This is a genomic window from Actinosynnema sp. ALI-1.44 (assembly GCF_001984155.1).
Lineage (GTDB): Bacteria > Actinomycetota > Actinomycetes > Mycobacteriales > Pseudonocardiaceae > Kibdelosporangium.
The window spans coordinates 969,527-993,279 of record NZ_MTQO01000053.1 but is presented as its reverse complement, the minus strand read 5'-3'; the positions used below and the strand labels follow the sequence as shown (position 1 = coordinate 993,279).

The window sequence follows — 23,753 nt, the reverse complement described above, 5'->3', positions numbered from 1 at the left end:
AGAAAGGGCACACTGGAGTCATGCTGGACCTGATCGCCGTGATCGTCGTCATCGTGGCCCTGGTGGCCACCCTCGCCCACGTCGGGTACTTGGCGCTGCTGAACTCGGCGGCGACCAAGCGCGCGGGCGGTGGGCCCATCGCGCAGTACGTCCGTTCCCGGTGGCCGGTCGCCGGTGTGACGACAGCCGGGGCGCTCCTGGGGCTGTTGCTCACCGGCGGCAGCGGCTTCGTCGACATCCTCGCGATCCTGATCGGTGGCGGCTCCGGTGCCGTCGCGGTCAAGTCGCTCGAGTCGACCCAGAAGAAGTACAAGACCGACTCCTGAGTGGTGTCTCCGGCTCCGCCCGGCGCGGCAGCGACCGCGCCGGTCCGCCCGGCTGTCAAGCGAGTTCACTCCTTCGTGTGGCCCATGAATTCGGGGTCCTACCAGCGTTTTCGCGTCCGGGGCGACGGCATACCCTGGCGTAGGTGAGCACCGGATCAGTGTTGGTCGGCGCCGCCATCACCGACGGCGTCGACTTCGGTGCGGCTGGCAGGACAGTGCCGTGGACCGGCGCCCGCGCGACCCGCGTGGCAGGTCCCCGCGCCGTGCTCACAAAGTCGTCGTGTCGTGATCATGAGTCATCACGTCATGACAGGCAGTGAGAAGGGTCACACCATCATGACCAGCGGGGAGCCAGGACCACCGGCGGGACGACACCGGCATCACCAGGGCAGTTGGACGCCTCAGGTCACACACCCACACGCTCCGGCGCACGCCCGGTCCGACCCGGCGTTGCCCGGCGCCGACCCGGCGAAGGCCCGCACCGGCCCCGTGCCGCCGGTACCGCCGCCGACAGCGGCCGAGACGACGGTGCCCGGCCTGCGCAAGTTCGACCTCGGCGGCATCCCCGCCTCGGTCACACCGCCGCGGACCTGGCGCACGGCCGCGTGGTTCGCCGTCGGCGCGTCCCTCGCCGTCGTGTTCGCGCTCTCGTTCGCCGCGGCCGCGTTGGTCGGCAAGCCGAAGAACACCGACTCCATCGACGCCTTGCCCGCCCTGCCGAGCTCGCCCGCCTTCCTCGACGCGCCGCCGGAGACCTCGGCACGGTCGCCGCAGAAGCCGACGACCAGCCGCGGTCCGGAGCGCCCGGCAGCAGGCCCGGTGCCCACCCAGTCGCATCGCGGCACCACCGGCGGCTCGTTGGCGGAGCAGAACTCCTCCGTGCAGGTGAGCGCTTCGCCGACGTCATCGGAGTCGTCGGAGTCGTCGGAGTCGTTCGCGCCACCCGCGGGGCCGGTCCGGGTGACCACACCGAAGCGGGCTTTCGCGACCAACGACCCGCAGCAGATCGGTGACCGCACCGAAGCCTTCTACAGCCTGATCACCCGCGACCCCGCTGCGGCGTACCAGATGACCACCGGCGGGATGCGCGGCCAGGGTGAGCAGGCGTTCCGGCAGAACTACGCGGACATCGAGTCGGTCGAGGTGCGCGAGATCCACATCGACCCCAACCAGGGCACGACCGTCAGTGAGGTGAAGATCACCAAAAAGGATGGATCGACGTTCACCGAGCCCAGGCGGCTGAAGTTCACCTCCGGCCGCGATCCGAAAATCAGTTCCGAAGTTACCCATTAAGTCCTGGGCCGAACGGGCCGATACCGACAGTGCCAGCGGTGACCGCTGGCCCAGTCGAGGTACGAACAGCGCCACGTACCACCCCGAACGGGTGATCCTGATGTGGCCCTGCGTGCTCGACACCCCAGGGCAGCAGTGACACACACGCAAGGAAGTAACCAGTGGAGCGTCCGACGTCTGGTCGCCGGCACATCCGAGCCGGGGCGATCACCGTTGCGGAGCTGATCAAGAACCGGCCGACCCCGGTTCACGCCCCGTCCCGCGACGCGGACGAGGCCGCCACCGAGGAGATGCCCGCGGGCATCGACACGGAACCGATGCCGCCGATCTCGTCGACGGACGAGCCCGCGCAGGCCCAGTCACCGGCTCCGAACACGCACCGCCGCCGCGCGACCCGCACCGGGCAGCTGGCCAAACTGGCCGGTCTGGGTGTGGCGACCGTCGTGCTGTGCGGTTCCATCGCCGCCGCGTCGATCATCAACACGCGCAGGCAGGCGAACACGGAGGCAGCGGAGCGCCCCGCCGCGGAGATGACCAACGAGCAGGCACTGCTGCCCAACATGTTCACCCTGACCGCGGGCAACACGCCGCGGATCACCACCGAACTGCCCGCGCCCAACAAGGGCAGCGCGTCCGCGACCGTGGAGAACCCGGCCGGAAGCCGTCGCCCGGTCGACGCCAAGAAGCTGTCCGGTTCGAGCACGCCGCCGACGCAGCCGACCGACTCCGTGCCGACCGACACCGAGCTGGTCCGCGAGTACTACAAGCTGCTGGCCAAGCAGCCGCAACAGGCTGTCGCCCTGCTCGACGGCCTCCTCCGGCAGACCGACCTGTCCCGCTTCGTGGCGTCGTGGTCGCAGACGCGCGACATCCGCGTGGTCGACGTGCAGTCGCGCGGCGACGGCGCACTGCTCGCCGTGGTCGAGATGGTCCTGCCCGACGGCGACACCGCCCGCGTTCAACAGCTGCTCAGGGTCACCGACGGTCAACCCAAACGGATCACCGGCGCCGAGATCCTCTCCGCTCAGCGCAGCTGACACCTGGATGGATACGCCCGTTTGGGACGTGTCCGTACCTCGCGTCACCAATGCGCACCCCGATCGGGCTAAGCTGGGCACGCCCGAGGAATGGGCCCGTGTGTGGGATTGGTCTCATTCTCCGCACCGGCGCTCAGACACGCCGGTGTCGTTCGTATCCAGGTAACGGTCTTGTGGCCGTGCGCGAAGAGTGAGCGCATAGCCTGGAGGCGGGTTTCGGGGTCGACCGCCAGGAAAAAGGGATCGCCGGCGAGCAGTTCGCGGGCAAGGAGGTGTCGTGAGCGACGAAGGCCGACTGGTAGCCGGTCGCTACCGGCTCGTGCATCGCATCGGCACTGGCGCCATGGGCGTCGTCTGGCAGGCCAAGGACGAGCGGCTCAACAGAGTCGTCGCCGTCAAGCAGGTCCTGTTGCAGACCGGCCTGTCCCAGGATGAGATCAACGAGCAGCTCGAACGCGTCCAGCGTGAGGGCCGGATCGCCGCGAAACTGCACCACCCGAACGCCGTGACGGTGTTCGATGTCGTCGACGAGGACGACGCGCCCTGGCTGGTCATGGAGTACGTCCCGAGTGTGAGCCTGGCCGCGGCGCTCAAGGAGCGCGGCACGCTGCCCCCGCACGAGGTCGCCGCGATCGGCGCGCAGATCGCCGCCGCGCTGGCAGCCGCGCACGCGGCCGGAATCGTGCACCGGGACATCAAGCCCGGCAACATCCTGCTGGCCGACAACGGCACGGTGAAGATCACCGACTTCGGCATCTCGCGGGCCAGTGACGACGTCACCGTTACCAAGACCGGCCTGATCGCCGGCACGCCCGCGTACCTGGCGCCCGAGGTGGCCTACGGCAAGGACCCGACACCGCCGACGGACGTCTTCTCCCTCGGCTCCACGCTGTACGCGGCCGTCGAAGGCGAGCCGCCGTTCGGGCTGAGCGAGAACACGCTCGGCCTGCTGCACGCCGTCGCCGCTGGCCGGATCAACCCGCCGCAGCAGGCAGGGCCGCTGACCCCGGTCCTGATCGCCCTGCTGGCCACGGAGGCCGAGGACCGGCCGACCGCGGCGCACGCGCGGGACATGCTGGCGGCCGTCGCCCGTGGCGACCACCCGGACGTGCCGGAGACGCGGACGATGTTCGCGGGTCCGTCGACCGATCCGCGGACGAGGGCGGTCACCGCGCCGTCCGCGCGATCCCGCACGGGTGTCCGGCCCGCGACCGCCCCGCCTCCGCCGCCGCGCAAGCAGTCCAAGCGGCCGCTGGTGGTCGCGGGTGTGATGGCGGCACTGGTCTTAGGCCTGGGCGGCTGGTTGATCGCCGCCAACGACAAGGAGCCGAACACCGGGCCGTCGACGTCGCCGGTGAACAGCTCGCAGTCCACCACCACCTCGGTGCCGACGTTCACGTACTCCGAGTCGGACACCGGAACCTCTTCGGCGCCGCCAATCAAGCAACCCCCGAAGTCGACGAAGCCGACTACGTCGAGCACAACGACGACGACGACAACGACGACAACCACCACGACGACCACGACAACGGGCAAGACCACGACCACGACCACATCGAAGACGCCGCCTCCGGGGTCCGGCGAACCGACCGGTCCCTGAAATTCGAAAGCAACCTCCGCGTGCGCCCAAACGACACATAGGTAGAGTCCTTTGGTCGCAGACATCCAGCCGTACGGGAGTTAGGCGTTGCCCTCCGACGAAGACCGCCTGGTGGCGGGTCGATACCGACTGGGTCAGCGCATCGGCAGCGGCGCTATGGGCGTCGTCTGGCAGGCGCACGACGAGCGGTTGCACCGCACGGTCGCGGTGAAACAGCTGTTGACGCAACCCGGTCTCAGCGCCGCTCAGGCCGAGGAAGGCCGCCTGCGCTCGATGCGTGAAGGCCGGATCGCGGCACGGCTGCAGCATCCGAACGCGATCACCGTCTACGACGTGGTCGAGGACGACGGCCAGCCGTGGCTGGTGATGGAGTACCTGCCGTCCCGCAGCCTCGCCGCCGAGCTGGACGACCGGATCACGCTGCCGCCGCAGGAAGCGGCCAGGATCGGTGCCGAGGTCGCCACCGGTCTGGTGGCCGCGCACGCGGCCGGGATCGTGCACCGCGACATCAAGCCCGCGAACGTGCTGCTCGGCAACGACGCCTCGGTGAAGATCACCGACTTCGGCATCTCGCGCGCGGTCGGCGACGTGACCGTCACCGCGACCGGCATGCTCGCCGGGACACCCGCGTACCTCGCCCCCGAGGTCGCCAAAGGCATGGAGCCGACGCCGGCGTCGGACGTGTTCTCGCTGGGCTCCACGCTGTACATCTGCGTCGAGGGCCATTCGCCGTTCGGGCTGAGCGAGAACACGCTCGCGCTGCTGCACGCCGTCGCCGCGGGCAAGATCACGCCGCCACGGCAGGCAGGGCCGTTGACCGCGCTGCTGATGCGCCTGCTGCGTACCGAACCGGAGGAGCGGCCGACCATGGCCGCGGCCAAGGACGCGCTCGCCGCCATCGCCGCGGGTCGTCCGGTCCCGCAGGGACTGATCAGCGGCTCGTACGACGGCCCGACCGTGGCGCAGCGGATCCAGCCGCCCGCGCCGATGCCCCCGCAGCAGCCGCCGCCCAACCACCCCGCGACGCGGATCGACGCCAACCCGCTGGCTGAGCCGCGCCGCACACCGCCGGGTGGTTTCCCCATGGGCCCGCCGCCCACCACTCCGCCACGCGGCTCGCAGCCGTCACCGGAGCCCCAGCCAAGACCCGGGGCCCAGCAGAGACAGGGCAGAGACGTCCGCAAGATCGTCCTGACCGTCCTGGCAATCCTCGGCGCGGCCGCCATCGGTGTGCTCGTCGCCAGCCTCTTCACCTCGAGCAACCCGTCGAACGCACAAGGGCAGCAGACGACGCTGCCCGCGCCGCCGCCGGCCACCGTCACCAAGACAGCGTCGGAAGCCCCGAAGAAGAACACCACTTCGACGCCACCACCGTCCTCCACCCCGTCGGTGACGCCATCGAGCCCACCCGACGACGATGACGACGCGGAGAAACTGGAAGACGCGGGCAGCTTCGTCAACAGCTACTACGACCTGCTGCCGGAAAACCCGGAAGCCGGCTGGGCCCGGCTCACCCCGAAGGCACAAGGCCAGTCCAACGGCAAGGACGGCTACTTCAACTTCTACGCCAGGATGTCGGACGTCCGGATCACCGACGTCTCCGACGACGGCAAGGGCAACGTCCGCGGCACAGTGCGGTTCAAGTTCAAGGACGGCAACGAAACCCGTGAGCCGTACCGGTTCACGGTGATCGTCCAGAACGGCAAGCTGATGATCGACGACTTCGCCAAGGCCGGATCCGCCTGACCGCTACCGGGTGATCCGGGCCGCCACGTCTCCCAGGGCTGTCAGGAAGGCCTGGACCGCCGGGTTGTCCGCGCTTGTCTCGCGGATCGCCGCGTAGATCTCCCTGACCGGCTCCGGCCTGCGCACGCGCTTGGCGACCACGCCGAAGTGGGTGGTGTCCAGGCCGAGCTTGGGGATCAGGGCCACGCCGAGGCCCGCTGCCACGAATCCCTGCGAGGTCGTGTAGTCCTCCGACTCCACGGCCACGTTCGGGGTGAATCCCGCTGCCGCGCAGGCGTCCACCATCAGGTCCGCGCACGGCCCCGGGACGAACTCCGTGCTGATCCAAGGTTCTTCCGCCAGGTCCGCCAGGTCCACGTTGCGTTTCGACGCCAGCCGGTGGCCTTTGGGCAGCACTGCCCGCAGCGGGTCGTGCATCAGGTGGATCAGCTGCACGCCCCTCCTCGGCGGGTCCATCCGGGGGAAGACCACGATCGCCACGTCCGCTCTGCCTTCTTCCACTTCCGGCAGCGGGTCTTCCGGGTCGATCAGTTTCAGGTCCATCTGCACTCCCGGGTGGTCCTGGCGAAAACGCGCCATCGCCGGCGGAACCAGGGCTACACCTGCGGTCGAGAAGTAGCGGATCGACAGCTGTCCCGTTTTTCCTTCCTTCAGGTCGCGCAGTGCGCTTTCGGCATCCGATAGGTTCTTGCTGATGATCGCCGCGTGCTCGGTCAGCAGGCGTCCCGCCGCGGTCGCGCGGACTCCACGGCCAACGCGTTCCAGGAGGGCCACTCCCGCCTCCTTCTCCAGCACCGCCAGTTGCTGGCTGATGGCGGACGGCGTGTAGCCGAGGTTTCCCGCTGCCGAGGTGACTGACCCGCTGGTCACGACGGCTCTGAGCAGCTGCATGCGGCGTACGTCGAGCATGTGTCGATCTTACAGATTTGCTTAACGGTCGATGCACTTATTTTCAATTGTTCTGGCTAGTTAGCCCAGGCATCGTTGGGGCGTACTTCGAGGATGGGAGATCGCGGTGGGCAGCAGGGGCACGCTGATCAGGATGGGCGTTCTCGCCCTGCTCTGGGGATCCAGCTTCTTGTGGATCAAGTTCGCCTTGCAGTCGATGTCCCCCGGCCAGATCACGCTCGGGCGGACGCTGTTAGGCGCCACCGTGCTGGTCGTGCTCTGCTACTCCAGCAGGCAGCGGCTTCCCAAGGACGGCAAGACCTGGGCCCACCTGGCGTTCGCCGCCTTCTTCGGCAACGCGTTGCCGTTTTTCCTCTTCGCTTTCGGTGAGCAGACGGTCGACTCCGGTGTCGCCGGTGTGCTCAACGCCACAACGCCGTTGTGGGCCTTGTTGATCGGTGTGCTCATCCGCCAGGAGCGCAACCTCTTCTCACTGCGGATGCTCGGCATGGTGGTCGGTTTCGCCGGGACGCTGCTGATCTTCGCGCCGTGGCACGCGGGCGGGCTGACCAGTTGGGGCGCGCTCGGGATCCTCGCCGCCGCGATCAGTTACGCCGTCAGCTACACGTACATCGGGCTCAAGCTGTCCGGGAAGGGCACCTCCCCGATCGCGTTGTCGGCCGCCCAGCTGGTCACCGCTGCCGGGCTGAGCACCCTGGCGCTGCCGATCGACGGGTTCGAGCCGGTCGAGTGGCACCCGATGGCCGTGATCGCACTGCTCGTCCTCGGGGTTTTCGGGACCGGGTTCGCCTTCGCGCTGAACTACCGGTTGATCGCCGACGAAGGCGCGGTCGCCGCGACCGCCGTCGGTTACCTGCTCCCCGTGGTCTCCGTGCTGCTCGGCGCCGTCGTGCTCGGCGAACCGGTGACGCTCCGCGTGGTGGCCGGCATGGTCGTGGTCCTCCTGGGAGTGGGCATGACCCGTTGGCAGCCGAAAGCCGCCACGAAGCCGGAACTCGTCGTTCCGGCTGTGGCGGCACCACCGGCCCCCGCGTCAGCGGTTGCGGCGACGGAGCGAGCTGCCGAGTAGCAGCAGTCCGACGAGGACCGCGCCGCTGGCCAGCAACCAACGCGGATCGAAGGAAGGCAACCACGTCTGGCCGTCGGTCAGCACGTAGGCCGACATCAGCAGCGCCGCGATCCCGGCGAACAGGGTCAGCGGGTCGAGCCGCTTGCGGTCAGTTGCCTTGTCCGTGTTGTCGTCAGCCACGGCGCACCTCCACGGTTCCCGAGTTCACCTTGGCGTCCAGGTAGATCTTGAGGCCACCGGGACCGTCCGCGCCGTTGTCGATCGTCTGGACGGTCGCGTCGGCCGCGCTGCGTTCACTGCCGAGGCACTGGACCGCACCGAACCCGGCGCGGCAGTTGGCCACCACGTCCGCGTCCGGCGGTACGACCACCTCGATGTTGCCGAGCCCGACGTTGATCGATGTCCGGACGTCACCGGTGGTGGGCAGCGCGGTCAGGTCCAGTTCGACGGTTCCGCCGTCCACGCGGTAGCTCGGCTCGACCGAGCTGATCGCCGTCGGGCGCGTGGAGATGTTGCCCCAGTCCTGCGAAGCGCCGTCCCACGGGCCGTCCGGGGTGCGCGCCGCGGTGAACACGAAACCGGCCAGCGCCAACGGAACCGCCAGGCCGATCAGACCACGGCCGCCACCCATCAGCGAACCGCCGACCATGCCGAGGCCGACGATGGCCAGCACGATGCCGATGATGTGCCCCGTCGTGAGCCATGAGGCGTACGGCGCGACGAGCGCGCACGCACCGCCGACGGCGAGAGCGGCACCGAGCGTGATCCCGCCGATCGCGGAGCGCTTGCGGCGCGGCGCGGGCGGCTGCGGCTCAGGCGTGGCCGGTGCCGGTTCCGGCAGGTCCCACGCGAACGGGGCGGCACCGAGCGGATCCCACGCGGGCGGACCGGTCCGCTGCTCGGGCTCCGGCGGCACGGGTACCGCGGTCGTCGGCGCGTTCATGTCCATCCCCAGCGGCATCGTCGGCTGCGCGGCGGGCGGAGGCGTGGTCTGCGGCGCGAGCGACGAACGGCTGCGGTGCAGCAGGAACATCGCTGTCACCAGCAAGGCGAGGCCAACGATCCCCTCGCCGCCGTTGCCGTTGAAGGTCCACAGCGAGACGCCGAACATCACCGCGCACAGCAAGAGCGTGAAGAACCAGCCCGTGCTGCTGCGGCCACGGCCGACCAGCGCGGGCAGCGCCGCTTCCTCGTCCTTCTCGTCCGGGAAGAACAACCAGCCGAAGACGTACACCATCAGCCCGGACCCGCCGACCACGGCCGCGACCACCAGCAGGACCCTGACCAGGATCGGATCGATCTGGTACCGGTTGGCGATGGCGGCCGCGACACCCGCGATCTTCCGGCCGCGCCTCGGCCGCCTCGGCCGGGTGCTCCAGAAATCCCTCAGCGTGTCCTCCGCCCCGGCCAGCGGATGGTTCTGCTGCTGCGCTCCACTCACGATGACAAGGATGAGCCGACTGGCCCGCTCCACGCATCAGGGACCGCCCCTGAGCTTGTCCCCGGGTCGTTCCCTGATGACCGGTTCGCTCGCGCGTGTGACCATTCTCGTGTGGGTTTGCAGATCAGGCGGGACACCAATGCCCTGACGGGCCCGGAATTCAACCGGATGCACCGGCGGCGTTCCGGGCGCACGATCGCGGGCATCGCCGGTGGTCTGGCCGATCACCTCAACGTCGACGTGCTCTGGGTCCGGCTCGCGTTCGCCGCGCTCGCGGCCGCCGGTGGCGTCGGGGTGATCGTGTACGGCCTGTTGTGGGCGTTCGTGCCGCAGCAGGACGCGGACGCCGAGGTCGCGCCGATCTCGACCAAGGAGCGCCAGCAGGCCATCGGCCTGATCGCGCTCGGTATCGGGGTCGCGCTCGCCGGTGGCACGCTGGCCGGGTCGATCAACGGCTGGGCCAGCGCCGCGCTGGTGCTCGCCGTGGTCGGTGCCGCGATCGTCTGGCGTGAGGCCGACGAACGCCGCAAGGGCGAACGTGGCGCGCTCGTGCGCACGTTGTCCGGTATCGCCCTGGTCGTGTCGGGTGTCGCCGCGTTCCTGCTGCAGGCCGTGGGCGCCTACGACCAGCCTCAGTTCGTCATCGCTGCAGTGGTGGCTGTCCTGCTGGGTGTCGCGGCCGTGACCGTGCCGTGGTGGTTGCGGTTGGTGCGCGACCTCGGTGACGAGCGCCGTAAGCGGATCCGGACCGAGGAACGGGCCGAGATCGCCGCCCACCTGCACGACTCCGTGCTGCAGACGCTCGCGCTGATCCAGAAGCAGGCCGAAACGCCCCGCGAGGTGCTCCGGCTCGCCCGTGGCCAGGAGCGGCAACTGCGAACCTGGCTGTACGGGCCGACCGGCTACAGCCGCGGCGACGCGCCGCCCACCCACGCGTCCGGGCCGGCCACGCTGTCCGAGGCCGTCGAGGTGGCGTGCGGCGAGGTCGAGGACACGTTCGCGATCAAGGTCCAGCAGGTCGTCGTCGGCGACTGCGAACTGGACGAGAAGCTGACCTCGTTGGTCCAGGCGACCAGGGAGGCGACGGTCAACGCCGCCAAGCACGCGGGCGTCGCGGAGGTCAGCGTGTACGCCGAGGTCGAGCCGGATCGGGTGAACATCTTCGTCCGCGACCGGGGCAAGGGCTTCGACGAATCGACCGTTCCGGCCGACCGGCATGGCCTCGCCGACTCCATCAAGGGCAGGATGGACCGCAACGGGGGTTCGGTACGGATCCGGACCGCCATCGGCGAAGGCACCGAAGTGCACCTCGAGATGCCGAGGAGCACCGCCTCGTCGCGGAATGCCGGAAGAGAGGCCAAGGCGTGAGCGAGACGACACAGGACACCACCCGCAAGGTCCGGGTCTTCCTGGTGGACGACCACGCGTTGTTCCGCGCGGGCGTGCGCACCGAGCTGGACTCGATCACCGACGAGGTCGAGGTGGTCGGCGAGGCGGGCACGGTCGGCGAGGCGGTCGCCGGGATCGCCGCGAAACTGCCCGACGTGGTGCTGCTGGACGTGCACATGCCCGACGGCGGCGGAGCGGAGGTGCTGCGCCAGATGCGGCAGACGCACCCCGCTGTGGTGTTCCTCGCCCTGTCCGTGTCCGACCAGGCCGAAGACGTGATCACGGTGATCAGGGCGGGCGCGCGCGGGTACGTCACCAAGACGATCTCCAGCCAGGAACTGGTCCGGGCGGTCTGCCGGGTGGCCGAGGGGGACGCGGTGTTCTCACCGCGGCTGGCCGGGTTCGTGCTCGACGCGTTCGCCGACCGGCCGGGTTCGGCGCCGATCAGCGACCCCGAGCTGGATCTGCTCACGCCGCGTGAGCGTGACGTGCTGCGGTTGCTGGCGCGTGGATACGCCTACAAGGAGATCGCTTCCGAGCTGTTCATTTCGGTCAAGACGGTGGAGACCCACGTTTCCAGCGTGTTGCGAAAGACCCAGTTGTCCAACCGCTATGAACTGTCCCGTTGGGCCTCGGACCGGCGGCTCGTCTGACTCCAGATGGGATCTTTTTCCTACTTATGACGGTTACGGTGTAGTAACGAACTTTTCTACGGTTCTCCGTGACCCGGATCACTCCGAGGCCACAAAAGGAGAACTCCATGAAGGCACGGTCCCTGCTCGCCGGCCTGTTCACCGCTGGAGTCGCGCTCGCCGGGCTGGTCACCCCAGCCGCAGCGGCACCAGCGGGTCAGCCAACAGACGTCGAACCGATGGTTGTCGGTGGCCGCAACGCCACCGAGGTCTACACGTTCATGGCATCCCTGCAGTCGACCTCCGGCGGCCACAGCTGTGGCGGCTCGCTGGTCAAGGCGAACTGGGTGGTCACCGCGAAGCACTGCGGCCAGCCTGCCCAGGTCCGCGTCGGCACCACCAACAGGACCAGCGGCGGCACGGTCGCACGCGTGTCCCGTCGGATCGCTCACCCGTCCGAAGACCTCGCGGTGCTGCAACTCGCGACCTCGGTGCCGCAGGCGCCGATCGCGATCGCCGCCGACTCCGGCCCGGCCGGGACGGCGACCAGGATCATCGGCTGGGGCCAGACCTGCGCACCGCGCGGCTGTGGCGGCGCGCCGATCACCCTGCAGGAACTGGACACCTCGATCGTCGCCGACAACCGGTGCACCGGCATCCGCGGCGCGACTGAGATCTGCACCAACAACCCGGGTGGACGCGCGGGTGCCTGCTACGGCGACTCCGGCGGCCCGCAGGTCAAGAAGGTCAACGGCGTGTGGCAGCTGATCGGTGCCACGAGCCGCGCGGGCAACAACAGCTCGACCTGCGCGACCGGCCCGTCGATCTACGTCGACACCGTCGCGACGGCAGCCTGGATCCGCCAGAACACCGGCGGCTGACCCAGTAGAACCTCGTGAGTGTTCATCGGGGTTGGAACCCCGATGAACACTCACGACGGGTCATTCCCACTCGATGGTGCCCGGGGGCTTGCTCGTGACGTCGAGGACGACACGGTTGACCTCGGGCACCTCGTTCGTGATCCGCGTGGACAGGCGCTCGAGCACGTCGTAGGGCAGCCGGGTCCAGTCCGCGGTCATCGCGTCCTCACTGGACACCGGGCGCAACACGACCGGGTGCCCGTACGTCCGGCCGTCTCCTTGAACGCCAACGCTTCGCACGTCGGCCAGCAACACGACCGGGCACTGCCAGATGTCGCGGTCGAGACCGGCCGCGGTGAGCTCCTCGCGGGCGATCGAGTCCGCGGCGCGCAGGATCTCCAGGTTGTGCGCGTTGACCTCGCCGATGATCCGGATCGCCAGGCCGGGCCCGGGGAAGGGCTGCCGGTGCACGATCGTCTCCGGCAGGCCCAGTTCGACGCCGACCTTGCGGACCTCGTCCTTGAACAGCGCTCGCAGCGGTTCGACCAGCTTGAACTGCAGGTCGTCCGGCAGGCCGCCGACGTTGTGGTGGCTCTTGATGTTCGCCGTGCCCGACCCGCCGCCGGACTCGACGACGTCCGGGTAGAGCGTGCCCTGCACGAGGAAGTCGACGCCCTCCTCGGTCTTGAGGTCCCGTGCGGCCTGCTCGAAGACGCGGATGAACTCCCGGCCGATGATCTTGCGCTTCTGCTCGGGGTCGGTCACGCCGGCCAGCGCGTCGAGGAACCGCTCGCGTGCGTCCACTGTGACCAGATTGACCCCGGTCGCGGCGACGAAGTCGCGCTCGACCTGGGTGCGCTCACCGGCCCGCAGCAGGCCGTGGTCGACGAAGACGCACGTCAGCCGGTCGCCGATCGCCTTCTGGACGAGCGCGGCTGCCACCGCGGAGTCCACACCGCCGGACAGGCCGCAGATCGCGCGCCCGTCGCCGACCGCCGCCCTGATCGCGGCGACCTGCTCCTCCACAATGGACGCCACGGTCCACTGTGGCTTGACGCCCGCGATCTCGTGCAGGAAGCGGCGCAGCACCTCCTGGCCGTGCGGCGAGTGACCGACCTCGGGGTGGTACTGCACACCGGCGAAGCGGCGCTCGACGTCCTCGAAGCCGGCGACGACGGCGCCGTCGCTGGAAGCGGTGACCGTGAAGCCCTCCGGCGCCTTGGTGACGCTGTCGTTGTGGCTCATCCACACCGGGTGCTTGCCGGGCAGGTCCTCGTGCAGGACACCCCCGGACACCGCCAGCTCGGTGCGGCCGAACTCGCGGATCCCGGTCGCCTCGACCGTGCCGCCGAGGCCGCGGGCCATCGCCTGGTAGCCGTAGCAGATGCCGAACACCGGAACCCCGGCGTCGAAGAGTGCCGGGTCGACGCTGGGCGCGCCTTCGACGAAGACACTCGCAGGTCCACCCGAAAGGATGATGGCGGCCGGATCACGGGCGATCAGGTCCTTGACGGACTCGGTGTGCGGCACGACTTCGGAGTACACCTGGGCCTCACGCACACGACGGGCGATCAGCTGGGCGTACTGGGCGCCGAAGTCGATGACGAGCACGGGCCGGGCGCTGGCGTCGGACACTTGCTTGACCCCTTTCGGATGAGCGCAGGTCAAGCATCCCAGGCGGGCCTGCCGATCTGCTTGGTGGGTGAACGTGTTCACAGGGAGTGCGTGCGCCCGTACCCGTTGGAGTGGTTACCTTGGACCCCATGGATGCCTACACGCCCACACCTCGGCCCTGTTGGATCGCGGGACGCCCTGAGCAGGGCGTGGAAGCACTGACCGTGCACCACCCGTTCGACGGTTCCGAAGTGGCCACTGTCGCCGTTCCCGGACCCGAGCAGGTCGAACGCGCCGTCGCGGCGGCCGCCGCCGTGGCCTCCGAGTTCCGGCGCACGCCCGCACACGTACGGGCCGACGCGCTGGAGCACGTGTCGCGCGGTCTCGCCGAGCAGGCCGAGGAGCTCGCCGAGCTGATCACCGCCGAGAACGGCAAACCGCTGAAGTGGGCCGAGATCGAGGTCCGGCGCGCGGTGTCGACGTTCCGGGTGGCCGCCGAGGAGGCGCGCCGGTTCGGCGGCGAGATCCAGCGGCTGGACACCGAGGCGAGCATGGCCGGGCGGGTCGCGCTGGTCCGCCGGTTCCCGCGCGGACCGGTGCTGGGCATCGCGCCGTTCAACTTCCCGCTCAACCTGGTGGCGCACAAGGTCGCGCCGTCGCTCGCGGTCGGCGCCCCGATTGTGATCAAGCCCGCACCGCGTACGCCGCTGTCGTCCTTGGTGCTCGGCGAACTGCTGGCCGAGACGGATCTGCCGGACGGCGCGTTCTCGGTCCTGCCGGTCGGCAACGAGGCGACGGCCGCGCTCGTGCGGGACGACCGGTTGCCCGTGGTGTCGTTCACCGGGTCGGGACCGGTCGGCTGGTCGTTGATGGACGCCGCGCCGCGCAAGCACTTCGTGCTCGAACTGGGCGGCAACGCGGCGGCCGTGGTGTGCGCGGACTGGCCCGACCTCGACTTCGCCGCCGCCCGGATCGCCACGTTCGGCAACTACCAGGCCGGGCAGTCGTGCATCGCCGTCCAGCGGGTCCTCGTCGACCGGGCCGTCGCGGACGAGTTCGTCGGCAAGCTCGTCGACGCGGTCCGCGGGCTGCGCAACGGCGACCCGCATGACCCCGAGGTCGAGGTCGGTCCGGTTGTCGACGAATCGGCCGCCGAGCGGATCGTGTCCTGGATCGAGGAAGCCACGTCCCGGGGCGCGAAGCTGCTGGCCGGTGGGCACCGGGACGGCACGCTGGTCGAGCCGACCGTGCTGCTCGACGCGCCGGAGGACAGCAAGGTCTGGGCCGAGGAGGTGTTCGGACCTGTCCTTGTTGTGTCAATTGTGGACGGTAACGACGAGGCGTTCGATCGGGTGAATTCATCGGCGTACGGGCTTCAGGCCGGGATCTTCACGCGCGATCTGCCGACGGCGACCCGGGCGGGCGCGGAGCTGGAAGTCGGCGGGGTCATCGTCGGCGACGTTCCGTCGTTCCGCGCTGACCAGATGCCGTACGGCGGTGTGAAGGGGTCCGGATTCGGCCGGGAAGGCGTCCGGTCGGCGATGATCGACCTGACCGAGGAGCGGATAACGGTCCTGACAAACGTTAGCCTCTGAGCGGATCAATTGCGTCACAATTGGAGCAATTGAACCAAGATCTCGTTTCTCTTCGTAATTCCCATTCCCCCATTCGTGCGGTACATTCCAGGCGGGTTCCATGGGGGGAGCCGCGTTTGAACACCGAGAGTCGTGATCACCGGTTCACGACTCCGGACAGGGGACACGTGCCCAGAGCGCGTTACGAGGAGGGAACTACCCATGACGACGGCCAACACGGAGAACGAAGACCTACAAGGCCTGGTCAAGCCGAAGCAGGGCGAGAACACCCGGTCACAGGCCGGTGCCCAGCAGACCGAGGTCGTGGACAGCAGTGGCGGCGCTCTGCCCGCGGACCCCAAGGTCACGACCGACGACGGCGGCTACCACCACGACACCGGGCCGGTCGGCGTGCTGCCGCGGCCCACCGGCGGCTACCACCACGACGGCACTCCGGTCGACCCGGAGCCGGAGCCCGAGCCGCAGCCCGAGCCCCGGGTTCGGCCCACCGGTGGTTACCACCACGACAGCGTGCCGACCACGAGCACGAATTCCTGATCTTCGGCACGCCGCGCCCTGCGGGCCGGGCAATGTCCGGCCCACGGGGCTTCTTTTGTCCGGATTCTGTGATCTCATAGTCAGGTGAGTCGCGGCCTCGTGAACCGGACAGCGGAGGCGATCCGTCAGGCGGGCGAACTCCACCGGCGAGCGCTCGCCCTCGGCGCGAAGGCCAGGGAGGCCGAGGCCATCCGCGTGATGCGGAAGGCCCTCGCGATACTGGACGGCGTCGCGGAGGCGGCGAGCGAGCGGACCGACTGGCTGCGGGCCTGGTTCCGGATCCAGGTCACCATGGCGTACTCGCAAGCCGAACTGGGCACTGTCGCGGTCGGCATCGACGGCCTTCAGGCGCTGCGCCCGGAGATCGCGCGGCTGCCTGCCGGACCGGTCCGCTCGGAGCTCAACGGGTTCGTCGACCACAACCACGCCACCGTTCTGATGCGCGCGGGCCGTGACGAAGAGGGGATCCCGCTGCTCGACTCGGCCATCGAGCACAAGGAACGCTGTCTGGCCGAGGGCACCGACGATCCCGCCCGGATCACCGAGTCGCTGCTCGCCTCGATCGCCAACCGCGGCCTGGCGTACGTGATCACCGGCAGGCTCGGCCCGGCGACGAGGGACCTCAACCGGGCGATCGCCATCGCGATCGAGCACAACCTGCCGATCCGGCTGGCCATCACCATGATCTCGCTCGGCGACCTCAAGCGCCGCACCGGTGACATCCCCGGCGCGCTGCGCTGTTACGAGGAAGCCGAACGGATCTGCCAGGAACAGGGTCCGGACATGCTGTCCCGGCTGCGGCTGGACCGCGCGCAGGCGCTGCTGGCCGCCGGGCTGGCCGACCACGCGGGCCAGGACCTGGACCTGGTCATCCCGCACGCCCGGGAGCAGCGCGTCTACCAGGACCTCGCGGAAGCCGAACTGTTCCGCGCGGCGGCGGCACTGCTGGAGGACGAGCTGACCCTCGCCAAGCGGATGGCCACCGCGGCGAGGCGGCGGCTGCTCAAACGCGGCAACGAATCGTGGGCGACCATCGCGGCGTTGATCAGCCTGCGCGTGGACGCCAAGCGCGCCATCGGCTCCGGCCGCATCCCGGCCCGGTTGCCCGCGCTGGCAACCCAACTCGCCCAACAACTACGCACACTCCGGCTCACGGACGACGCCATGCTCGCGGGCACACTGGCCGCACGGCTGGAGTTGCTGCGCGGTGATCCCGCGCGAGCCGAGGAGTTGCTTGCCCAAGTGCCGCGGCCCGGTCAGCTGACCCCGATCGAACAGCGCATGCTGCTGCGGCTCTGCCAGGCCGAACTCGCTGTGGCACAAGGTAACCGCCGGAAGGCGTTCGCGCAGGCACGTGCCGGGCTGAACGAACTGAGCCGGGCACGCGACCGGATGGGCGGGCTGGAACTGGTGTCCGGCACCGCGATCCACGGCCAGGAGCTCGGGGACCTCGCGGTCCGGCTGGTGCTCGGCGGTGGCGACACGGCCGCCGAGGCGCGGCGCCTGTTCGACTGGCTGGAACGAACGCGGGCACAGACGTACCGGTACGAGGCATCGGGTTCCGACGATCCGCGGCTCAGTGAGCTCATCGCCGAGACGCGGCACCTGGGCTACACGCTGCGCCAGGCCCGGATCGAGGGCAGGCCGACGGCGAAGTTGCAGTCCCGCTACACCGAGCGGCGGCGCGCCGCGATGCGGCTCGGCTGGCACGCGGCGTCCCGCTGGGGCAAGCCCCGCCCGGTCGCGGGCGTCGCGGATGTGTTGGCACAGCTCGGATCGGCGGGACTGGTCAGCTTCGCGGTGTCCGGTGACTCGCTGCTGGCCGTCGTGCTTGCCGGTGGACGGGTCCGGCTGGTGCGGCTTGGTTCGGCGGCAGCGGCGAGCGAGAACGCCATGCGGCTGCACGCGGACCTCAACGCCATGGCCCCCGACCACCTGCCGGAACCGCTGTTCGACGCGATCTCGGCGTCGGCCCGCAAACACGCCGCCGCGCTGGACGAGCAGCTGATGCGGCCGTTGACCGGGCTGGCGGGCGAGTGGGTGATCGTCCCGACCGGTTCGCTCTACGCGGTTCCTTGGGGCGCTTTGGATTCGCTGCGGTCCCGACCGGTCGTGGTCGCGCCGTCGGCGACCGCGTGGCTCGCCGCGTCGCGCGGGGCGGCGCCCTCGGCAGGCCACACGGCCTTGGTCCGTGGCCCCGGATTGGCCGCGGCCATCGGCGAGATCGACAAACTGGCCGCGCACTACGACAATTCGACGCTGCTGGCGGGTACGGACGCGACGGCGTCCCGTGTGCTGGAGACCATGGACGGCGCGTCGCTGGTGCACGTCGCCGCGCACGGTGAACACGAGGCTGACAACGCGTTGTTCTCCCGGCTGGAACTGGTCGACGGCGCGCTGTTCGCCCACGAACTCGCCCGGCTGCACCAGCCACCGCGTCAGGTCGTGCTCGCCGCGTGCGAACTGGCGCTGAACCGGATCCGCCCCGGTGACGAGGCACTGGGCTTCGCCGGGGCCCTGCTGGCCGGTGGCGTCGGCACGGTGGTGGCCGCGGCCAGCCGCGTCGGGGACCTGCCCGCAGCGGCGGCCATGGACGACTACCACCGGGCTTTGGGTTCCGGCGCGTCCCCCGCCGTGGCGCTGGCCGAGGCGGTGAGCGTGGATCCGCTGCGCCGCCCGTTCGTCTGCCTCGGCAGCTAGGAGCAGCTAGGTTCGCGGTACCGCTTGCGCAAAGCCGAATACCTTGTCCGGGTCGACGGATTTGGCGACCTGCTGGAGCCTTGGCAGGTTCGCGCCGTAGTAGGCGTTCGCCCAGTCCGGCATCGCGGGGTCGATGTAGTTGACGTACCCTGTGACGCCGGTGAACTCCGCCAAGGCGTCCCGGATCTCGGCGACCTGGGTGGTCGCCCGCGCGGCACCGGAGGCGTCCGTCTTGCCGTAGATCTGGGCGCTGGCGAAGGCTTTCCGGTGCGGGAACGCGGTGTCCGACGGGCCGAGGTCCGCGACCGCACCGCCGAGGGCGTCGATCAACAGGTCCACACCTTGCCTGCCGGTCATCAGCTCCGCGACCCTCGCCGGGTCCGCCGGGGCAGGCAGCATCCGCGATGAGGCCACAAAGGACTCGCGCTGGCTGCCGCCCGCGAAGAACCGCATCCCCTGCAGGTAGTCCTTCTCCTGCACGATGCGGGCGGTCGGGCGGGCCTTCAGCCCGGCCAGCAGACCGTTCAGGTCGCCGACGGAACCGACGTAGCAGCCGCTGATGTGGCACGCCGGAGCGCGGGAGGCACCGGACACGACGAAGTTGGACCACAGTTCCGGTGGCGCCGAAGCGATCCACTCCTGCCAGGCGCCGAGGGCGGTCGCGACCGACCCGGCCGGGAACCGCAGGGTGAACACCGCGAGGTTCGGGGCGGGGAACGTCGAGAACAGGAACTCCGTGACGATGCCGAAGTTGCCGCCACCGCCGCCGCGCAGCGCCCAGAACAGGTCCGTTCCCTTCGCACCGGACGCCTCGATCACCTGACTGTCGGCGGTCACCACCGTCGCCGCGTCGAGGCGGTCGCACGTCAGCCCGAACCTCCTCGACAGCACACCGATTCCCCCGCCGAGCGTGAGACCGGCGATGCCGACCGTCGGGCAGGACCCGCCGGGCAGGCACCGGCCCGCCTTCGCCAGTTCGGTGTAGACGTCCATCAGCCGAGCACCCGCGCCGATCCGGACCGTCCCGTCCGGACGGACTTGGATCTCCTTAAGTTCGCTCATGTCGACCAGCAGGCCGCCTTCGGGCACCGAGTACCCGGCATAGCTGTGCCCGCCACCACGGGCCGCGATCGGGATCTTCGACTCGGCCGCGACGCCGACGCAGGCCTGGACGTCATCCTTGTTCTTGCACCGGACGACCGCGGCAGGCTTGCGCGTGTCGGTCAGCGGGTTGAAGGCCAGCCCGGCCTTGTCGAACTCCGCGTCACCCGGTAGCAGGACGGTTCCGGAGATCCTGGCGCGCAACGACTCCCAGTTCGGCGGTGACGGCGGGCCGGTCGTCGTGGTGGTCGGCGGCGGTGCCGTCGGCGGCGTAGTGGCGGCGCCGGGCTCCGCCGGGCCGCCCGACGAGCAGCCCACGAGGACAGACCCGGCCCCGACCAGTCCCGCTGCCCGCAAGAAGGCGCGCCGATCCATCATCCCGACTCCTCCCGACGTGTCCATCATCGGGCGTCCGGTGCGACTTCGCACGACAATGTCGCGCAGTTCCGGTGCAACCAATGTGGCCTTTGTTGCGTTTCGCGCACCGAAGGCCACATTGGTTGCAAACCAAATCCTGTGGGGAGGGGGCTAACGCAGTGCTCCGGGTGCGGACGACGGCACGGCCGGCGACCGCGGCGCAACCGCGTCGACGCGACGATACGGTGAACCTTGTTCCGGCCGGTTGTCCGCTTCGCCCTTGTTGGGCCACAACGAGAATGCCCGCTCGGCCTGTGCCGTGATGGTCAGCGACGGGTTCACCCCGAGGTTCGCCGTGATCGCCGCGCCGTCCACAACGGACAGACCGGGGTAGTTGTGCACCCGGTGGTACGGGTCGATGACGCCGGACCCGGCGTCCAGCCCGATCGGACAGCCGCCGATGAAGTGCGCGGTCAGCGGGATGTCGAAGATCTCGCCCCACGTGCCACCGGCGATGCCGTCGATGTGCTTCGCGGTCAGCTGGTTGGCCTCGTGACCCGCCGGGATGAAGGCCGGGTTCGGCTCGCCGTGCCCTTGCTTGGACGTGTACCGCCCGCGCTTGTCCACATAGGTGGTGATCGAGTTGTCCAGCGACTGCATGACGAGCAGGATCACTGTCCGCTCGCTCCACCGGTACCCGTTCAGCAGCCGAGCGGTCTGCACGGGGTGCTTGGCCATGAACCGGAGAGCTTGTTTCCAGCGCGGCACCGCGGACGCGCCGTCCGTCGCGATCGTCTGCAACAGACTCATCGCGTTGCTGCCCTTGCCGTAGCGGACGGGTTCGATGTGTGTGTCCGAGTCGGGGTGGAAGGACGACGTGATCGCGACGCCCCGGCTGAAGTCCATGTCCGGATCGGCGGTGAACCGGCCTGCGCCGATGATCGCCTCGGAGTTCGTCCTGGTCAGCTCGCCGAGCCTGGGTGAGAGCCTGGGCAGTGCGCCGGTGTGGCGCATCTGGTGCAGCAGGTTCTGCGTCCCCCACGTGCCCGCGGCGAGGACGACCTTGGCCGCGGTCAGCGAGTGCCGGAACCGCTTGCCCGTCTTGCGGATCGCGACCTCGAACGAGCCGTCCGCGCGCTCGGTCAGCCCGGTCACGGTGGTCAGCGGGATGATCTTCGCCCCAGCCTGTTCAGCCAGGTAGAGGTAGTTCTTCACCAAGGTGTTCTTGGCGCCGACACGGCAGCCGGTCATGCACGAACCGCACTCGGTGCAGCCGGTCCGAGCCGGGCCCGCGCCGCCGAAGTACGGGTCGGCCACGGACTCGCCGGGCTTGCCGAAGTACACACCCACGGGCGTCGGGTGGTACGAGTCCGCGACGCCCATGTCCGCGGCCACCTTCTGCATGACCTCGTCGGACGGCGTCACGGTCGGGTTGGTCACGACGCCGAGCATCCGGGTCGCCTGGTCGTAGTGCGGCGCCAGCTCGGCACGCCAGTCAGTGATGTGGGCCCACTGCTTGTCCTGGTAGAACGGGTCGAGCGGACGGTAGAGGGTGTTGGCGTACACCAGCGACCCGCCGCCGACACCCGCGCCTGCCAGCACCATGACGTCCCGCAGCAGGTGGATGCGCTGGATGCCGAAGCAGCCGACTGCGGGCGCCCACAGGTAGCGGCGCAGATCCCACGAGGTCTTGGCGAACTCGTCGTCGGCGAACCGCCTGCCCGCCTCGACGACGGCGACCCGGTAGCCCTTCTCGGTCAGCCGGAGCGCGGCGACACTCCCGCCGAAGCCCGAGCCGACGACGATGACGTCGTAGTCAACCATCCCTCGAGGCTAGTTCGGCGAGCGCGTTCTGACTAGCGGTAAGTTTCTCGCCAGTAACTTTCACGGACGGGGGTCCGAGCGCAGGATGCTGTAGCTGATCAGGTCATGGCGCTTGCCGTCCCGCAGCTGAGCACCGCGAATGATGCCCTCGCGGGTGAACCCGGCCTTCTCCATGGAGCGCTGGGCACGCACGTTGGTGGTGTCCGTGCCGCCTTCGATCCGGTCGACGTCGGTCGTGTCGAACAGGTGCCGAACGAGCAGCCTCAGCACCTCCGTGCCGATGCCCTTGCCACGCGACTGCGGCAAGAGGTTGCGGCCGAAGTTCCACGCCACACAGCCGTACGAGGGGCCGTACTTCACCGGATGCCAGTTCACCTCACCCAGCAACTCCTCGCCGCTCTCGGTCGTCACCGCCAGACGGTGAACCGGGGTCGTGAACGGCATGTCCCGCCCGTCGCGGTCGACGTCGAACGCGCCGTCGCTTTGCTCCTTGAGCCATTCCTTGTCCTTGTCGGACAACTCCGCGAGGGCGACGTCGTCACCCCGCACCACGATCTTGCGCAACCCAACCCCCAGGCTGGTCGGGGTCAGCCCCGGATCGTGAGGCCGACCTTCTGGAACTCCTTGAGGTCCGAGTATCCCGTCTTGGCCATCGCCCGGCGCAGAGCACCGAACAGGTTCAGCGTGCCGTCGGCGTCACTGGACGGGCCGAACAGCAGCTCGCGCAGCCCGACCTCGCTCTCCGCCGCGGGCACGACCCGGCTGCGTGGCAACGACGGGTGCGCTGCGGCGGCCGTCCAGTACAACCCGCCGCCCGGCGCTTCGCTGGCGGCCGCGAGCGGGGCACCGAGCATGACGGCGTCCGCACCACAGGCGATCGCCTTGGCGATCTGACCGCTGGTGTCGATTCCGCCGTCGGCCAGCACGTGCACGTAACGGCCGCCGGTCTCGTCCAGGTAGTCGCGGCGCGCCGCCGCCGCGTCGACGATCGCGGTCGCCATCGGAACACCGATGCCCAGCACGCTGTCGGTCGACGTGACGCCGCTGCTGTAGCCGTAGCCGACGATGACACCGGCCGCGCCCGTGCGCATGAGGTGCATCGCCGTGCGGTAGTCGTGCGCGCCGCCCGCGACCACCGGGATGTCCAGGTCCTCGATGAAGGTCTTGAGGTTCAGCGGTTCCCCGTCGCGGGCCACGTGCTCGGCCGACACGATGGTGCCCTGCACGATCAGGATCTCCACGCCCGCCGCGATCAGGTCCGGCGTCAGCTCAGCCGCACGCTGCGGGCTGACCCGCGCGGCGACCGTCACACCGGAGTCGCGGACCTCCTTGATCGACTGGGTGACCAGTTCCGCCTGGATCGGCGCGGAGTGCAGCTCCTGCAACACCTTGGTCACTTCGGCGGCCTCGGACGCCTCCTCGGCGGCCTCGATCAGCCGGAACAGCACGTCGTCCACATTGGAGTGCCGGGCCCACAGGCCCTCCGCGTTGATCACGCCGAGCCCGCCGAGCTCACCGACCGCGATGGCGGTCCGCGGCGAGACCACCGCGTCGGTCGGGTGCGTGACCAGCGGGATCTCGAAGCGGTACGCGTCGAGCTGCCACGCGGTGGACACGTCCTTCGACGACCGCGTCCGCCGCGACGGCACGATCTCGATGTCGTCAAGCTCGTAGGCGCGCCGGGCCGTCCGGCCCATGCCGATCTCGACAAGGTCCCGCACTG

At 69.6% G+C, this 23,753-nt stretch carries 20 protein-coding genes; 12 read left to right on the top strand and 8 right to left on the bottom strand.

Translation table 11 applies throughout. From position 1 onward, the window contains the following. The first annotated feature begins 20 nt into the window (after positions 1-20). The 5 genes from ALI144C_RS46885 to ALI144C_RS46865 all read left to right on the top strand — a co-directional run bounded on the left by ALI144C_RS46885 (position 21) and on the right by ALI144C_RS46865 (position 6,002). Entirely contained in the window at positions 21-326 is a 306-nt protein-coding gene (locus ALI144C_RS46885) for a hypothetical protein (protein ID WP_076993661.1), read from the top strand. A 336-nt stretch (positions 327-662) separates the two neighbouring features. Beyond that, positions 663-1,619, top strand: coding sequence for a hypothetical protein (locus ALI144C_RS46880; RefSeq protein ID WP_143231275.1), 957 nt, complete (start codon positions 663-665; stop codon positions 1,617-1,619). Positions 1,620-1,780: 161 nt separating this feature from the next. After that, positions 1,781-2,656 carry a hypothetical protein gene (locus ALI144C_RS46875; RefSeq protein WP_076993659.1) on the top strand — a complete coding sequence of 292 codons (876 nt, stop codon included), beginning with the start codon at positions 1,781-1,783 and terminating at the stop codon, positions 2,654-2,656. Positions 2,657-2,933: 277 nt separating this feature from the next. After that, positions 2,934-4,256: a serine/threonine-protein kinase gene (locus tag ALI144C_RS46870; RefSeq protein ID WP_076993658.1), complete on the top strand. Its 1,323-nt coding sequence runs from the start codon at positions 2,934-2,936 to the stop codon at positions 4,254-4,256. A gap of 87 nt (positions 4,257-4,343) precedes the next feature. Next, positions 4,344-6,002: a serine/threonine-protein kinase gene (locus ALI144C_RS46865; RefSeq protein ID WP_076993657.1), complete on the top strand. Its 1,659-nt coding sequence runs from the start codon at positions 4,344-4,346 to the stop codon at positions 6,000-6,002. Between the two features lie 3 nt (positions 6,003-6,005). Here the strand turns inward: ALI144C_RS46865 and ALI144C_RS46860 are convergent, their stop codons facing one another. After that, positions 6,006-6,911, bottom strand: coding sequence for a LysR family transcriptional regulator (locus tag ALI144C_RS46860; RefSeq protein ID WP_076993656.1), 906 nt, complete (start codon positions 6,909-6,911; stop codon positions 6,006-6,008). A gap of 100 nt (positions 6,912-7,011) precedes the next feature. Between ALI144C_RS46860 and ALI144C_RS46855 the strand changes: the two genes are divergently transcribed. Continuing rightward, a complete protein-coding gene (locus ALI144C_RS46855; protein ID WP_076993655.1) occupies positions 7,012-7,980 on the top strand; it encodes a DMT family transporter in 969 nt (322 codons plus the stop codon). Here the strand turns inward: ALI144C_RS46855 and ALI144C_RS46850 are convergent. Both ALI144C_RS46850 and ALI144C_RS46845 read right to left on the bottom strand, forming a co-directional pair. Further along, positions 7,945-8,160 (bottom strand): hypothetical protein, encoded by a 216-nt coding sequence (locus ALI144C_RS46850; protein WP_076993654.1) that lies wholly within the window; start codon positions 8,158-8,160, stop codon positions 7,945-7,947. The genes ALI144C_RS46855 and ALI144C_RS46850 overlap by 36 nt on opposite strands. After that, positions 8,153-9,421: a PspC domain-containing protein gene (locus ALI144C_RS46845; protein WP_168211519.1), complete on the bottom strand. Its 1,269-nt coding sequence runs from the start codon at positions 9,419-9,421 to the stop codon at positions 8,153-8,155. Before ALI144C_RS46845 ends, ALI144C_RS46850 begins: the two co-directional genes overlap by 8 nt. Before the next feature lie 111 nt (positions 9,422-9,532). Here ALI144C_RS46845 and ALI144C_RS46840 point away from each other — a divergent pair, with 111 nt between their 5' ends. The 3 genes from ALI144C_RS46840 to ALI144C_RS46830 all read left to right on the top strand — a co-directional run bounded on the left by ALI144C_RS46840 (position 9,533) and on the right by ALI144C_RS46830 (position 12,323). Beyond that, positions 9,533-10,789, top strand: a complete 1,257-nt coding sequence (locus ALI144C_RS46840) for an ATP-binding protein (RefSeq protein WP_237774631.1) — start codon at positions 9,533-9,535, stop codon at positions 10,787-10,789. After that, positions 10,786-11,463, top strand: coding sequence for a response regulator (locus ALI144C_RS46835; protein WP_076993653.1), 678 nt, complete (start codon positions 10,786-10,788; stop codon positions 11,461-11,463). The genes ALI144C_RS46840 and ALI144C_RS46835 overlap by 4 nt, the downstream gene beginning before the upstream one ends. A 107-nt stretch (positions 11,464-11,570) precedes the next feature. Beyond that, a complete protein-coding gene (locus tag ALI144C_RS46830; RefSeq protein WP_076993652.1) occupies positions 11,571-12,323 on the top strand; it encodes a S1 family peptidase in 753 nt (250 codons plus the stop codon). Between the two features lie 60 nt (positions 12,324-12,383). Here the strand turns inward: ALI144C_RS46830 and guaA are convergent, their stop codons facing one another. Further along, a complete protein-coding gene (guaA, locus tag ALI144C_RS46825; RefSeq protein ID WP_076993651.1) occupies positions 12,384-13,937 on the bottom strand; it encodes a glutamine-hydrolyzing GMP synthase in 1,554 nt (517 codons plus the stop codon). Positions 13,938-14,065: 128 nt separating this feature from the next. Between guaA and ALI144C_RS46820 the strand changes: the two genes are divergently transcribed. The 3 genes from ALI144C_RS46820 (at position 14,066) to ALI144C_RS46810 (ending at position 18,748) form a co-directional block, all read left to right on the top strand. Then, positions 14,066-15,511, top strand: a complete 1,446-nt coding sequence (locus ALI144C_RS46820) for an aldehyde dehydrogenase family protein (protein ID WP_076993650.1) — start codon at positions 14,066-14,068, stop codon at positions 15,509-15,511. 201 nt (positions 15,512-15,712) lie between these two features. Beyond that, the gene (locus ALI144C_RS46815; RefSeq protein WP_076993649.1) at positions 15,713-16,048 is read left to right on the top strand and encodes a hypothetical protein; all 336 of its coding nucleotides are present in this window, start codon (positions 15,713-15,715) and stop codon (positions 16,046-16,048) included. A 99-nt stretch (positions 16,049-16,147) separates the two neighbouring features. Further along, positions 16,148-18,748 carry a CHAT domain-containing protein gene (locus tag ALI144C_RS46810; RefSeq protein ID WP_076993648.1) on the top strand — a complete coding sequence of 867 codons (2,601 nt, stop codon included), beginning with the start codon at positions 16,148-16,150 and terminating at the stop codon, positions 18,746-18,748. A gap of 6 nt (positions 18,749-18,754) precedes the next feature. On the opposite strand, the gene ALI144C_RS46805 is transcribed toward ALI144C_RS46810, so the two are convergent. The 4 genes from ALI144C_RS46805 to ALI144C_RS46790 all read right to left on the bottom strand — a co-directional run bounded on the left by ALI144C_RS46805 (position 18,755) and on the right by ALI144C_RS46790 (position 23,751). Further along, the gene (locus ALI144C_RS46805; protein ID WP_237774630.1) at positions 18,755-20,227 is read right to left on the bottom strand and encodes an FAD-binding oxidoreductase; all 1,473 of its coding nucleotides are present in this window, start codon (positions 20,225-20,227) and stop codon (positions 18,755-18,757) included. Between the two features lie 150 nt (positions 20,228-20,377). Beyond that, a complete protein-coding gene (locus ALI144C_RS46800; protein ID WP_076993647.1) occupies positions 20,378-22,030 on the bottom strand; it encodes an FAD-dependent oxidoreductase in 1,653 nt (550 codons plus the stop codon). 60 nt (positions 22,031-22,090) lie between these two features. Continuing rightward, on the bottom strand, positions 22,091-22,594 hold the full coding sequence (locus ALI144C_RS46795; RefSeq protein ID WP_076993646.1) for a GNAT family N-acetyltransferase: 504 nt from the start codon (positions 22,592-22,594) through the stop codon (positions 22,091-22,093). 23 nt (positions 22,595-22,617) lie between these two features. Next, positions 22,618-23,751 carry a GuaB3 family IMP dehydrogenase-related protein gene (locus ALI144C_RS46790; RefSeq protein ID WP_076993645.1) on the bottom strand — a complete coding sequence of 378 codons (1,134 nt, stop codon included), beginning with the start codon at positions 23,749-23,751 and terminating at the stop codon, positions 22,618-22,620. Positions 23,752-23,753 lie beyond the last annotated feature (2 nt).

Coding starts and splice junctions, on each gene's coding strand:
- ALI144C_RS46885 (WP_076993661.1), top strand. CDS start 21: ATGCTGGACCTGATCGCCGTGATCGTCGTCATCGTGGCCCTGGTGGCC.
- ALI144C_RS46880 (WP_143231275.1), top strand. CDS start 663: ATGACCAGCGGGGAGCCAGGACCACCGGCGGGACGACACCGGCATCAC.
- ALI144C_RS46860 (WP_076993656.1), bottom strand. CDS start 6,911: ATGCTCGACGTACGCCGCATGCAGCTGCTCAGAGCCGTCGTGACCAGC.
- ALI144C_RS46830 (WP_076993652.1), top strand. CDS start 11,571: ATGAAGGCACGGTCCCTGCTCGCCGGCCTGTTCACCGCTGGAGTCGCG.
- ALI144C_RS46820 (WP_076993650.1), top strand. CDS start 14,066: ATGGATGCCTACACGCCCACACCTCGGCCCTGTTGGATCGCGGGACGC.
- ALI144C_RS46815 (WP_076993649.1), top strand. CDS start 15,713: ATGACGACGGCCAACACGGAGAACGAAGACCTACAAGGCCTGGTCAAG.
- ALI144C_RS46805 (WP_237774630.1), bottom strand. CDS start 20,227: ATGATGGATCGGCGCGCCTTCTTGCGGGCAGCGGGACTGGTCGGGGCC.
- ALI144C_RS46800 (WP_076993647.1), bottom strand. CDS start 22,030: ATGGTTGACTACGACGTCATCGTCGTCGGCTCGGGCTTCGGCGGGAGT.